The organism is Bacillus cereus group sp. MYBK30-2 (assembly GCF_051915945.1).
In the GTDB taxonomy this organism is placed as follows: Bacteria; Bacillota; Bacilli; order Bacillales; family Bacillaceae_G; genus Bacillus_A; species Bacillus_A paramycoides.
The window spans coordinates 64,858-78,179 of sequence record NZ_JBQAFR010000004.1; the positions used below are offsets into that span (position 1 = coordinate 64,858).

Genomic DNA, 13,322 nt, shown 5'->3' on the forward strand with positions numbered 1-13,322 from the left:
AATCTCTGTATAGAGAGATTTTTGAATATTTTTTCAACTTACTCTTGTCAAACAATGTCAGTTTATATTAAAATAACAACAACATACAAAATATTTAGTCTTTTCAGAAAAAGATGGAGGGATAGCCATGAAGAATCCACTTCTTCGCATTGAAAACTTACAGACTTCCTTTCGCATACAAGATCAATATCATGCAGCAGTTGATAACATTTCATTAACTGTCCATGAAAATGAAATTGTCGCGATAGTTGGTGAATCAGGTTGCGGAAAAAGTGCACTTGCCCTTTCCATTATGCGACTGCATAATGAAGCAAATACAAAATTACAAGGGCAACTTTACTATAGAGATAAGGATTTACTAACTATGTCGACCGCAGAAATGAATAAAGTACGCGGATCAAACATCGGTATGATTTTCCAGGAGCCTCTTACAGCTCTAGATCCTCTTATGACAGTTGGAAAACAAATCGAAGAAAACTTAGACTACCACACAAGCCTTTCAAAAGCAGAAAAGAAAGAACGCACCTTAGAACTACTCCATCAAGTTGGTATTCCAAAACCAGAACTTACATATAAACAATACCCACACGAATTATCTGGCGGAATGAGACAAAGAATTGTTATCGCAATTGCAATTGCTTGTAACCCAGGACTCATTATTGCTGATGAGCCTACAACCGCTCTAGATGTAACAATTCAAGCTCAAATACTAGACCTACTAAAATCCATTCAAGAACAAACCAAAATGGGTATCATTTTAATTACACATGACTTAAGTGTTGTTGCAGAAACAGCTGATCGCATCGTCGTTATGTACGCTGGACAAGTTGTAGAAACAGGAACGGTTGAAGAAATTTTTAATAACCCTCTTCATCCATATACTCGTTCCTTATTAAACTCAATCCCATCTGCGTATGCTGAAAAAGAAAAATTACACGTGATTCAAGGGGTTGTTCCTTCGTTAGCGAAGATGCCTCGCACAGGTTGTCGCTTCCAGGCCAGAGTCCCGTGGGTTAGACCAGACCAACATGAAGAAAATCCAGTTTTACATGAAGTAAAACAAGACCATTGGGTACGTTGTACTTGTTATAAACATTTCAACTTCCAAGATAAGAAAGGAGATGACGTAACTCATGGCACTGCTTAAAGTAGACGATTTAAAAGTACATTTCCCAATTAAAGGTGGTTTCTTCGGACGCACATTAGATTACGTACGTGCTGTCGATGGTGTAAGTTTTGAATTACAACCTGGTGAAACATACGGAATTGTTGGTGAATCTGGTAGTGGTAAATCAACAACCGGTAAAGCAATTATGCATTTAACAAAAGCGACAGGCGGTAGCATTCACTTTAATAATAAAGATTTAACAAAATTAAGTCGCTCTGAGCTACGTGAACAACGAAAAGATATCCAAATGATTTTCCAAGATCCATATTCATCGTTAAATCCGAAGAAACGTGTTCTCGATATTATTGCCGAGCCTCTTCGAAATTTTGAGAAGCTCTCACCTGATGAAGAACGTAGAACCGTTCAAGAGTATCTTAGTATAGTTGGATTAAACCCAGAGTCTATTTATAAATATCCACATGAATTTTCCGGTGGACAAAGACAGCGAATTGGTATTGCACGTGCACTTACATTAAAACCGAAGCTTATTATTGCTGACGAACCTGTATCTGCACTTGACGTTTCCGTACAGGCTCAAGTATTAAACTTCTTGCAAGATTTACAAGCTGAACTAGGATTAACATATTTATTTATTAGTCACGATTTGGGCGTAATTCGTCATATGTGTGACCGTATCGGTGTTATGTACCGCGGGCGTATCGTAGAAGAAGCAACTAGTGCAGAAATTTATAATAATCCACAACATATTTATACGAAGCGATTAATATCAGCAATTCCTGATATTCGTCCTGAAAACCGAGAACAGCAACGTAAATTACGTCAGCAAGTAAGTTCTGAGTACGAGAAATCATACGAAAATTATTTCAATGAAAATGGTCGTGCTTATGATTTAAAACCAATCTCGCCAACGCACCGGGTGGCATTACCATAAGGGAGTGATAAAACATGTGGAAATTTATATTACGCCGAATCTTAATTATGATTCCGCAATTATTCATATTAAGCGTGCTCGTCTTTCTACTAGCTAAAGCAATGCCAGGTGATGCATTAACTGGAGCAGAGATGGCAAATCCGAAATCAGATCCAAAAGTCCTTGAAGAACAACGTGAAAAGCTAGGATTAAACGATCCTGTAACAACGCAATATGTACGGTGGATTAAAAACGCTGTGCAAGGTGACTTCGGTGTTTCCTATGCTCATAAAATGCAAGTAACTGATTTAATTGGTGAACGTCTCGGAAATACGATTTTATTAGCAATTGTTATTCTTATTCTCACTTATATTATTGCCATTCCGCTTGGAGTAATAAGCGGCCGTTGGAACGATACTTGGGGCGATCGACTCATTACACTCTATAACTATTTAGGATTTGCTACACCGCTCTTTATTTTCGGATTAATTATGCTCTTCCTTTTCGGATTCCAGTTTCCAATTTTCCCAACTGGTGGTAGCGTAGATCCACAAGTTGAAACAGGTACATTAGCTTATTATATGAGTAAGTTCAATCACATTCTATTACCAGCTTTATCAGGAGCTTTAATTGCCACTGTCGGTACTGTGCAATATTTACGTAGTGAAATTATTGATACAAAACATAAAGACTTTGTACGAACAGTCCGAGCGAAAGGTGTTCCTGAATCTAAAGTTTATTCGCGACATATTTTACGAAATTCCTTTTTACCAATTGCAGCCTTTTTAGGTTATGAAATTACAGGTTTAGTTACTGGGGCACTCTTCTTAGAAAATATTTTTAGTTATCCAGGAATTGGACAATTATTCATCCAATCTATGGGACAGCGTGACTTTAGTGTAGTAACTGCAATTGTTTTATTTACTGGATTCGCAACGTTACTCGGAACACTTCTTTCCGATATCATTTTAAGCATCGTTGATCCACGTATTCGAATCGATTAATGGGAAGGAGGAAAAAATCATGTTAGCAAATCCTGAAAAGCAAACTGAAGTCATTCATTACGAGAAAAGCCCCTCTGGTTTCTCCATTATGTGGCGCGAATTTCGTAAAGATAAATTAGCAATGTTTTCACTAGTCTTTCTAGCAATATTACTATTAGCAGTCTATGTAACATCTTTTATTATGAAGCAAGAAGATATTGTACGCGTGGATTTGTTTTCCATCTACGCACCTCCCTCTGCTGAACATTGGTTGGGTACTGATTATGGAGGCCGTGATATTTTTGGACAACTTATCATTGGTACACGAAACTCATTTACTATCGGACTGGCAATAACAATCCTTTCTTGTTTAATTGGTCTTTCTGTCGGATTAATTGCAGGCTATTTCGGAGGAAAAGTTGATAATGCTATTATGCGATTCATTGACTTCATAATAGTACTACCAACGTTAATGCTTATTATCGTATTTATCACACTTGTACCTACCTTTAATATTATGACATTTATTCTAATTATGACTGCTTTCTTATGGACAGGAAAAGCAAGATTAATTCGCTCAAAAGTATTAACTGAAAAAGAGCTCGATTATGTTGCTGCATCTAAAACTTTAGGCACACCTAACTGGAAGATCATCCTTTTCCAAGTGTTACCTAACTTAAGTTCCATTATTATCGTAAGCGTTACATTAAACCTTGCAGGGAACATCGGTATTGAATCTGGTTTAACTTACTTAGGATTCGGTCTACCAGAAAGTACACCTAGCCTTGGTACACTCGTAAGTTATGCAACAAACCCAGATGTTTTGCAAGAAAAATGGTGGATTTGGTTACCTGCATCAATCATGATTTTAGTGTTGATGCTGTGTATAAATTTTATTGGTCAAGCGTTAAAACGTTCGGCTGATGCAAGACAAAGAAAAGGATAAGGGGTGGAGAAGTTATGAACAAACCAAAATTGTACAAAGTATTAAGTACACTTGCTGCTTCAACATTATTACTATCTGCATGTGGGGGTGCCGATAGTGGAAGTAAAAAGACTAGTACTACTAGCAGTAACAAACAAGTAGATACGCAAAAATTTAATGCTGCTGTTAAAAACGATAAGAAAGAAATTCAAGACGGATCATTAACATACGCTCTTGTTTCAAATACACCATTCGCAGGTGTTTTAAGTAGAGTTGTATATGATGGTAATCCCGATGCTGAAGTTATTAACTTCTTCGATGAAGGCTTATTATATACAGATAAAAACTGGGAAATTAATAATGAAGGACCAGCGACTTACACAATTTCTGAAGATAAAAAAACAATTACAATTAAAATTAAAGATAATGTAAAATGGCACGATGGTAACCCTGTGACAGCTGAAGATTTAGAGTTTTCTTACTTAATTATTGGTAATGATAAATACACTGGAGTTCGTTACGACACACAAATGCAAATGATTGAAGGAATGGAAGAATACCACACTGGAAAAGCCGATAAAATTTCAGGTATTAAAGTTGTTGATCCAAAAACGATCTCTATTACTTATAAAACTGTTAACCCATCTTTAAAAACTGGTATTTGGACATATCCTACCTCTAAAAAATATTTAGGCGATGTACCAATTGAAAAATTAGCTGAATCAGATAAAGTTCGTAAAAATCCAATTGGATTCGGACCATTTAAAGTGAAGAAAATTGTTCCTGGTGAATCAGTTGAATTTGAACGCTTCGATGACTACTGGGGCGGTAAACCTAAATTAAAAAATGTAACTTTAAAAGTAGTAAACCCAGCAATCGTAAATGCCTCACTGAAAAAAGGTGATATTGATATCGCAAAAGTTACTGCAGATCAATATCCAAATGTGAGCAAACTAAAGAATACACAATTAATTGGTGTCACTGATTTATATTATAGCTATATTGGATTTAAATTTGGACATATGGACAAAGATAAGAAAGAAGCTGTAATGGATAAAGATAAATTTAAAGACGTTCGTCTACGTCAAGCAATGGCATATGCAGTAAATCGTGAAGAGCTTGGACAGAAAGTATATCATGGACTTCGCTTCCCTGCTAACTCACCAATTCCGCCATCTATGCCAAAATATCACAACAACAATGCTGGTGCATACAACTTCGATGTGGAAAAAGCGAAGAAATTATTAGATGAAGCTGGCTATAAAGATAAAAATGGCGATGGATTCCGAGAAGATCCAAAAGGTCAAGAATTCAAAATTAATTACTTAGCTAGTAGTGGTAGCGATACAAGTGAGCCACTTGCAAAATTCTTTATTCAATCTTGGAAAGATGTCGGCTTAAAAGTAGAACTTGTTGATGGTCGTCTACATGAATTCAACTCATTCTACGATATGGTTAAGAAAGATGATCCAAAGGTTGATATCTTCGGTGGTGCTTGGGGTACTGGTTCTGACCCTGACTTATCTGGCCTTTGGGCAAAAGATGCAAGCTTCAACTACGGCCGCTGGGTAAACGATGAAAATACTAAATTATTGAACGAAGGTTTATCAGAAAAATCTGGTGATGAAAAGTACCGTAAAGAAGTATACGATAAATGGCAAAAATTAATACATGATGAGGCACCAATGATTCCACTTCACTATCAATTTGAATTAACAGGCGTAAACAATCGTGTGAAAAATTATGATGTTGCTCCTGGTGCAAAATTAACATGGAAAGACGTTGCAGTAACAAGCGATAAAGCAGAAACAGAGAAATAAAATAAAAAATAGCTCCTAGCCTATACTTTTTTCGCTAGGAGCTATTTTTTATTTATCTCTAAAGTGTAAATTTTGTAGTTTATAATAACCATTTCCTTTCTACTTATACAATACGATTAAAATATTTGCTGAAACATCTTTATTAAAATAGCTAACGTAACAGATCCAGCAAATCCACCTAAACAAATAAGACCCACACCTTGGCTATATGATAAATTTTGGAATGCTTTCATCTTTTTCATCCTCCCTATCTCCCCTTTGATACTCTTATTTTACCAATGGAATAATTTTCATAACATCGATTTCTCTGACAACTAACTTACAATTTTGTAAGTTAACATTTTTTGAAACTTATATATCTAGTATGTCCACATTCTCCCCCTTAATACATCAAAAAAAGACCTCGAATCATATCAAGGTCTTGCTTACACTTAAAAATATTTCAATCAATTTATTTTATAATCATCACCGGGCATTTCACACGCTTTGCTATTTTATGACTTACACTACCAAGCACCATCTCTTGCAGTGTATTTAACCCTCTACTTCCTACAACAACAAGGTCAATATCTCCTGTATTTACATATTGAACAATCGTATCTCCAGGATCGCCATGTAGAATCGTAATTTTGTAGGCGATATTCTCTTTCTTTAATAACGCCTCAATCTCTTTTAATTTATCTTTTCGACTAGCTGATATTGTTTCTAAATCCGTTTGTCCTTGTACAATATCTGATTTTGCCGTTCTATTATCTACTACGTACACAACTTCAACATTTGTTTCTTCGTTAAATTTCGCAATATATGTTGCATGCTCGGCTGCCCGAAGTGCATGCTCAGAACCGTCACATGCTAATATAATTTGTTTGTACATATGCTGAATCCCCTTTTCGTTATCCTACTCGTATTATATAATAAAGCCTCCTAAAAAGGAGGCTTCTAACTAGCAATTATCTTATTATACGTAGCTAAATTTGAAACAATCTTCGAGCTACGTTCATTTAACCCTGTGATCCTTACTTTTACACCACTTTGTTCATACTTCATTATAACTTTATCAATTGTTGCTACTGCTGAATCATCCCATACGTGCGCATAAGTAAAGTTCATTTCAATTTCCTTCACATCTTCATTGTATGAAAATGCATTTATAAAATCTGTCGTAGATGCGAAGAATAGTTGGCCGTGAATTTCGTATATTTTCTTATTTTCAATATACAAATGTTTCACGTGAATCTTTGCCATATACTCCTCTACTCTTTAATTCTTTGATTTTCTCTATAAGAGACTGCACGAAGGCTATTATATAACGAGTAAAAGATTTTTTGCTATGTAAAAGTTTACCCGGTTCTAAATAACAACTTAACATATGATTGATTTTTCAGAATTTTATTGATTTTATCGTCAAACTCCATTAAAATTTATTTTAACGGTTAAATATATTTTAATGGAAGGATGTCATTTTATATGCAAACTCCTCTGAGCAAGAAAGAAGTACCGATTTACAAAAACAAATCATTTTTATTACTCTGGCTTGGTAATGCTGTTTCTAGTATTGGAAGTGCGTTTTATTCCATGACTATTATGTGGATTGTATTTACAGCAAATAAATCATCACTTGAATCCGCATTTGTTATTATCGCTATGATTACTGCTCAAATGATTGTTTCACCAATTGCTGGTGTATTTGCAGATCGATACAATCGAAAAGCTATACTATTTTTTACCCATATCGCCTCTTGTGCTGTCGTTCTTCTTATACTATCAATATACTTATCCACTCATCACATTTCACTCTACATCGCGATACTCTCTACTTTTTTATTAAACGTTTTAACAACCTTTTTAGGCCCGACTGAAGCATCTGTTTTACCCGAAATTGTTGGAAAAGAAAACTATGCTAAATATTATGGACAATTTATGGCCGTTAACCAGCTCTCTCGTCTTATAGGTAATGGCCTCGCCGGTTTTATGGTCGTTTGGCTCGGTGCTACATTTTCGATTATTCTTAATGCTTGTACATTCCTATTTGTCGCAATTTGTGTCCTATTAGCAAAGATCCCAGCACATCCAATCTCATCACAAACTATTTCTAAAGAAAAAACAACTTGGATCCAAGATATGAAAGATGGTTGGCATTACATCCAAATATATCCGTACATTAAAGGACTCATTTTCATTGCATTTATCGTCAATATTGGCGCTGGTTTACTAAATCCCGTCTTCCCTGCTCTCGCTTATAAAATTACAGGTGGGCCCGAAAGCTTAGGAATTATAAATATGAGCTATATGATTGGTGGCATTATTAGTGGATTTGCTGCAGGATATATCGGGAAGAAATTCCAAAAAGGATTACTTTTAAGTGGAAGCATTTTCTTATCGGCATTTGCAATGGTCGGGCTCGCCTTCTCTCTTTCCATTTGGACCGTAATACTTTGTATGCTCACTCTTTCATTTTCTCTTACTTTATTTTCGATTATTGATGAAACCATCACTGTACTTCTTGTAGAGCAAAGTTATCGCGGTAGGATTGATGGTCTAGCAAATACTATAATCACTTCTACAATGCCGTTTACAATGCTATTTAGTGGATGGCTGGCAGATATGTATGGAGTTACACTACTTATTCTATTAGGAAGCTTATTTTTCTTTATAGGATCTGGAATCGCCTTAAAAAACCCTCACATCCGTAACGTATCTATAGAGACAAAAATTCATGAAAAGGCCCTTTCATAATTGTACTCTTTTCTCCTTCATCGTTATGTAATAACAAGAAACATGTTATTATTTAAATAATCAAACAAATTTTCACATTGAAGGAGCTTTCTTTATGGATATAAATGAACTCGCCCTATATAAATTAATTTGTGATCCTAAACGTCAAAAGATTTTACACTATGCCGCTAAAGAACCTATTACTGTGAAAGAACTAGCTGAAAAACTAAATGAAAAACAATCACGCCTTTACTATCATGTCAAAAAATTAGAGGAATCTGGAATATTAGAAGTTGTAGACACAAAAGCAATTGGTAATTTAACTGAAAAATACTATAAAGCGAAACAGACTGCGTATACTTTATCCGATCAGCTCCAAAAAGAACATAGTGATGAAATTATAAATCATACACGTCATATTATTGAGACTGGTTTGAAAAAAATTCATTTAAATATGAAAGAAGGGGATCATGATGAACCTGCTCTTATAAGTACTGTATATGATAATCAAACCGAAGAAGAGTGGAGAGAAACATGCGATAATCTGATGAAAGGCTTGAAAACATCACAAGAAACTGTAGATCCTTCCCCTCCTTCTAATGAAAGTCCGGATAATAGGAAACAACATACGTACGCTTATGTCGTTATAAGCTATCGCGTAGATGAAGCCGAATAAAAAAGACGCTACCTCCGTAGCGTCTTTTCTTATTTAATGTCCACCGTGTCCCTCACCATTTTCTTGAACAATCTCTAACCTCTCATCCAATATACCTTGCGTTTCAAATGAAATATCACTAATGTTTCCTAACAGGAAACCATGGTTATACGGACCAAGTGTTGGATCATCCTTGAACTTCGGCTGAATAGTAGCAAGAAAATCATATACAGGTTGTGAAGCCTTACCTTCTTCTAAAAATAATACCGGAGCATGTTTACCCATATGTGAAAACGGTGCTCCCGCAATTGCTAAGTCTGGTGTTTTGCTTGAAACAAATGACAAACCGTGACCTGGTTTTGTAAATCCCCAGCCAAATTTCGTTTTTTCATCTTTAAATTTCGCAAACGCAATCGAATTTTCTGTTGGAGTCTCTCCACTAATACGTGTTACTTTTCCGTATTTACTTAACTCTTTTTCTACTTCTTTCGAAATGATTTTTTCTGGTCCTAATACATATATATTCGCTTTATCTTTTCTCATTTTTAGCGCCTCGATTGTCGCTTCTGGTACCGTTTCTTTTTCTACATATAGAAGAGGTTCTGGCATATGAGAAATCCAATTTACAGCTGGTGTTGTATATAAGCGCCCTTCATCTTCAGACGAACCGATAATAACGCTATTTGGATAATCTCCTGTTATATCGGCATACTCTTTATCAACATCTTTAGCAAATTTAGCTGGATCCGTTTCTTTTATTTGCTTTACTTTATAGTCTTTTAATTGCTCTAGGCTAGATGCACCTATATCCCCCATCACCATAATTTGCGTTCCATTTTTCGTTCCGCGAGGATTTAATCGTTTTATTTCTTTTAACGTCATTTCCGGCACCGCTTCTTTTTCTATAAATAAAATCGGCCCATTATTCGGATGATGAATAAGATCCGCACTTGCAATACCTAATTGCCACTCGTTCACCGGCACTAAAATAACCGCACCTGGCTGATTCTCTTTATGAGTTGCTGGCCATATTGTTTGCGAAGTTAATACTGCCATTTGCAGAGGATCATTTGTATTTAATCTCGTTACATTTTTTAAACTTGTCGTTAATAAATCATTCGATGCTCCTTTATTCATTTCTTTCAGCGCAGTCACCTCTTGATTCATTTTCATTTCCTTTTGCTCTGTTTTCTTCTCTTTTGTAGATTCATGATTTTTATGATCTGTGTTCGTTTGCCCACACGCCGCAAGACCGGCTACCGCAATTATTGTTATCCCAAGGATTCGGTTCTTTTTCTTCACTATATCGCCTCCGCTTCATCGTTTTCGAGCCAATATTATTACTTAAAATGGAATTTCAACTTTACGATAACAAGCAATTCTGAAGAAATTATGCAGATGCATTATAATCTGCACCATTTCTTCATGATTTTGACTTACAATTTAAGTAATAACTACAAATACGGAGGGCTCTCTATGATCGATATACTACTCGTAGACGATGAACCGAGAATGCTTGAATTATTAACGCTTTATCTTACTCCAATCGGATATAACTGCGTATGTGCGGCATCCGGAGAAGAAGCTATTTTACATATAGAAAATCGGAATTTCAAATTTATTTTACTCGATATTATGATGCCAAAGATGGACGGGTGGGAAACGTGCAAAAGAATTCGTTCATTTAGTAACGTTCCTATCATTATGGTAACTGCTCGTGATCAAACAGTAGATGTCGTTCAAGGATTAAAACTCGGAGCAGATGATTACGTGACGAAGCCTTTCCATGAAGAGGAGCTTTTCGCAAGAATTGAAGCTGTTTTACGGCGCACAAATCAACACGGGCAAATCCAATATCACGGCATTTTATGGGATGAGGCAAAGCATTTCGCTTCTGTACATAATGAAGAACTTTTTCTCACTCCAATCGAATTCTCTTTACTCGGATTATTTTTACGCCATGTGAATTACGTATTAAGTCGTGATCAGCTCATTGAACGGATTTGGGGCTTAAATACAAATACAGAAGATAGGACAGTCGATTCACATATTCGTAATTTGCGTGATAAATTACGAAAAGTAAATTTCCCTATCGATCATCATTTAAAAACTGTATACGGAGTAGGTTATCGATGGGTTGATATTGAACATTAAGGAGCAAAATAATGAAACGAATCTCTATTCAACTCGGATTTTATTTTCTAATTGTTACGCTTTTAATCGAAAGTGTTCTATTCGTCCTGCTCTATTATAGCCTTGTAAACAATAGAGTAAATGAAGAAATGACCGCTTTATTAAAGCGTGGAAATAGTCACCGAGATGTCCTTGAAAAATATTTTGACAGGCAAACAATCTCCCACGTCGCTTTAATGGAATCCGAAGCTGAAACAACCGTTGTTATTACAAATGCAAATAAGGAAGTACTAGCAAAATCTAACGAGCTAGATACAACTATAAAAAAGCATATTGCAGAGATGAATACGAGTACAGATCACAATGGATCTATTATAGAAAATCATTGGAAAACATCTAATTATATATGTACAGTGAGTCCCATTGTAGTAAATGGAAAATTAGAAGGTTATGTTTATATGTTTCTCGGAACAACATCAATTGAAGAAATGATTAATGGCTTAACAAAACAATTTATTATTGCCGGCATCGTGACTTTCCTATTAACAGCCGTCACAATTTTTCTATTATCTCGTTTATTAACAAAGCCATTGTTACACATGAAACATGCAACTGAAAAAATGAGTAAGGGCGATTTATCCGTTTCTTTAACTACTACTCGAAATGACGAAATTGGTGAACTTGCAGAGTCCATTCAAACCCTCGCAAATGATCTACATTATATGAAAACCGAGCGTAGCGAATTTTTAGCAAGTGTTGCTCATGAATTACGAACACCTTTAACGTACGTAAGAGGTTATGCTGACATTGCATTAAAAGAAAGTACAGCTCCTGAGCAACGTTTACGATATTTATCCATTATAAAAGACGAATCTGATTACATTACGAACCTAGTCCAAGATTTATTTTTACTTGCTCAAATGGAAAAGCATAGCTTTTCTATTCAAATAAAAGAAGTACATTTACAAACCTTCCTTACTCGCATCATTGAAAAAATAAATGTTATGTACGGAGAAAAACAAATTAGAGTTGTTTTCACATGTCCTCCCTCACTCTTAGTAAAACTAGATGAGCAGCGTTTTGAGCAAGTTATGGTTAACATTTTAAATAACGCGTATAGGCATTCGAAGGAACATTCTCCTATCAATATTTCTGTTACAGAAGAACATAAACGTATTTCCATCAAAATTGAGGACGAAGGCGAAGGTATTCTACAAGAAGACCTCCCTCACATTTTCGATCGCTTTTACCGCGTTGATAAAGCGCGCTCCAGAGCTACAGGCGGAGCTGGCTTAGGACTCTCTATCGTGAAAGAAATTGTAGAACTACACGGCGGAAATATTACTGTAACGAGTGAAGTTGGTCATGGATCTTGCTTTGTAATTTCATTACCATCTTGATAACAAAACCCGACTATGCATTCATAGCCGGGTTTTGTTATCATTTAGGATTTTCTTTTATAATATAAGTTTACAAACTGTCCAAAACGTTTTGTATCCGTTAAAGTTAAATCAATTTGTGGATTCTTTTCTTTAAATAACGGAATACCAGAACCTAATATATGAGGTGTAATCGTAACGATATATTCATCAATTAAATTACCCTTAAAAAATTCTCTCAGTAGACTCCCTCCACCGACCATCCATATTTTAGATCCTTCCTCCTCTTTTAACTTTTTTGTAAACTCCACTACATCTTCATTTACAAACTCTACATGTCCGTTTGTGCCTTTTTCTGAATTAGAAAAAACATAACATTTTTTATCTAGGTACGGGAATGTTTCCGTATGCTCTACCACGTAATCATACGTTCTCTTCCCCATGATTATTGCATCAATCGATTCATACATTTCTGTATAACCGTTATCACCCTCTCCTTCAGTTTCCATTAACCACTGTAAATCATCGTCTTCTTTCGCGATAAATCCATCCAAACTAGCTGCAATAAATAAAACAACTTCACGTGACATATTTTTTCCTCCTCGCGTCTCATATTGATAAGATTATGATGTAAGCAATATACTAACAATAAAACATGACAATTAATGTCATG

13 protein-coding genes and 1 pseudogene are annotated in these 13,322 nt (G+C 35.5%); 9 read left to right on the forward strand and 5 right to left on the reverse strand.

Features of this window, described 5'->3' with window-relative positions; translation table 11 throughout:
• Window positions 1-127 precede the first annotated feature (127 nt).
• The 5 genes from ACTFQM_RS21735 to opp4A are packed head-to-tail and all read left to right on the forward strand — an operon-like array spanning window position 128 to window position 5,767.
• Window positions 128-1,147, forward strand: a complete 1,020-nt coding sequence (locus ACTFQM_RS21735; RefSeq protein ID WP_440036230.1) for an ABC transporter ATP-binding protein — start codon at window positions 128-130, stop codon at window positions 1,145-1,147.
• Window positions 1,134-2,060 carry an ABC transporter ATP-binding protein gene (locus ACTFQM_RS21740; RefSeq protein ID WP_440036231.1) on the forward strand — a complete coding sequence of 309 codons (927 nt, stop codon included), beginning with the start codon at window positions 1,134-1,136 and terminating at the stop codon, window positions 2,058-2,060. Before ACTFQM_RS21735 ends, ACTFQM_RS21740 begins: the two co-directional genes overlap by 14 nt.
• A 14-nt stretch (window positions 2,061-2,074) precedes the next feature.
• The gene (gene opp4B, locus ACTFQM_RS21745) at window positions 2,075-3,043 is read left to right on the forward strand and encodes an oligopeptide ABC transporter permease (RefSeq protein ID WP_328061389.1); all 969 of its coding nucleotides are present in this window, start codon (window positions 2,075-2,077) and stop codon (window positions 3,041-3,043) included.
• Between the two features lie 19 nt (window positions 3,044-3,062).
• Complete coding sequence (locus ACTFQM_RS21750) at window positions 3,063-3,968, forward strand: ABC transporter permease (protein ID WP_002174871.1); 906 nt, start codon at window positions 3,063-3,065, stop codon at window positions 3,966-3,968.
• Between the two features lie 14 nt (window positions 3,969-3,982).
• Entirely contained in the window at window positions 3,983-5,767 is a 1,785-nt protein-coding gene (gene opp4A, locus ACTFQM_RS21755) for an oligopeptide ABC transporter substrate-binding protein (RefSeq protein WP_440036233.1), read from the forward strand.
• A 116-nt stretch (window positions 5,768-5,883) separates the two neighbouring features.
• On the opposite strand, the gene ACTFQM_RS21760 is transcribed toward opp4A, so the two are convergent.
• The 3 genes and pseudogenes from ACTFQM_RS21760 to ACTFQM_RS21770 form a co-directional block, all read right to left on the reverse strand.
• Window positions 5,884-6,009: a DUF4027 family protein gene (locus tag ACTFQM_RS21760; RefSeq protein ID WP_440036234.1), complete on the reverse strand. Its 126-nt coding sequence runs from the start codon at window positions 6,007-6,009 to the stop codon at window positions 5,884-5,886.
• 209 nt (window positions 6,010-6,218) lie between these two features.
• Window positions 6,219-6,641 (reverse strand): universal stress protein, encoded by a 423-nt coding sequence (locus ACTFQM_RS21765; RefSeq protein WP_400530923.1) that lies wholly within the window; start codon window positions 6,639-6,641, stop codon window positions 6,219-6,221.
• 65 nt (window positions 6,642-6,706) lie between these two features.
• A pseudogene (locus ACTFQM_RS21770) lies at window positions 6,707-7,012 on the reverse strand (STAS domain-containing protein); the annotation flags it as partial.
• A gap of 222 nt (window positions 7,013-7,234) precedes the next feature.
• Here ACTFQM_RS21770 and ACTFQM_RS21775 point away from each other — a divergent pair.
• Window positions 7,235-8,503 (forward strand): MFS transporter, encoded by a 1,269-nt coding sequence (locus ACTFQM_RS21775; RefSeq protein WP_440036235.1) that lies wholly within the window; start codon window positions 7,235-7,237, stop codon window positions 8,501-8,503.
• Window positions 8,504-8,597: 94 nt separating this feature from the next.
• A complete protein-coding gene (locus ACTFQM_RS21780) occupies window positions 8,598-9,158 on the forward strand; it encodes an ArsR/SmtB family transcription factor (RefSeq protein ID WP_440036236.1) in 561 nt (186 codons plus the stop codon).
• Between the two features lie 33 nt (window positions 9,159-9,191).
• Here ACTFQM_RS21780 and ACTFQM_RS21785 read toward each other — a convergent pair whose 3' ends face one another.
• Window positions 9,192-10,439: a cell wall-binding repeat-containing protein gene (locus ACTFQM_RS21785; RefSeq protein WP_440036237.1), complete on the reverse strand. Its 1,248-nt coding sequence runs from the start codon at window positions 10,437-10,439 to the stop codon at window positions 9,192-9,194.
• A 174-nt stretch (window positions 10,440-10,613) separates the two neighbouring features.
• On the opposite strand from ACTFQM_RS21785, the gene ACTFQM_RS21790 reads away from it, so the two are divergent.
• The gene (locus ACTFQM_RS21790) at window positions 10,614-11,291 is read left to right on the forward strand and encodes a response regulator transcription factor (RefSeq protein WP_440036239.1); all 678 of its coding nucleotides are present in this window, start codon (window positions 10,614-10,616) and stop codon (window positions 11,289-11,291) included.
• Window positions 11,292-11,302: 11 nt separating this feature from the next.
• Complete coding sequence (locus ACTFQM_RS21795) at window positions 11,303-12,670, forward strand: sensor histidine kinase (RefSeq protein ID WP_440036241.1); 1,368 nt, start codon at window positions 11,303-11,305, stop codon at window positions 12,668-12,670.
• Between the two features lie 44 nt (window positions 12,671-12,714).
• Here ACTFQM_RS21795 and ACTFQM_RS21800 read toward each other — a convergent pair whose 3' ends face one another.
• Window positions 12,715-13,239 carry a dihydrofolate reductase family protein gene (locus ACTFQM_RS21800; RefSeq protein ID WP_440036243.1) on the reverse strand — a complete coding sequence of 175 codons (525 nt, stop codon included), beginning with the start codon at window positions 13,237-13,239 and terminating at the stop codon, window positions 12,715-12,717.
• Between the last annotated feature and the right edge of the window lie 83 nt (window positions 13,240-13,322).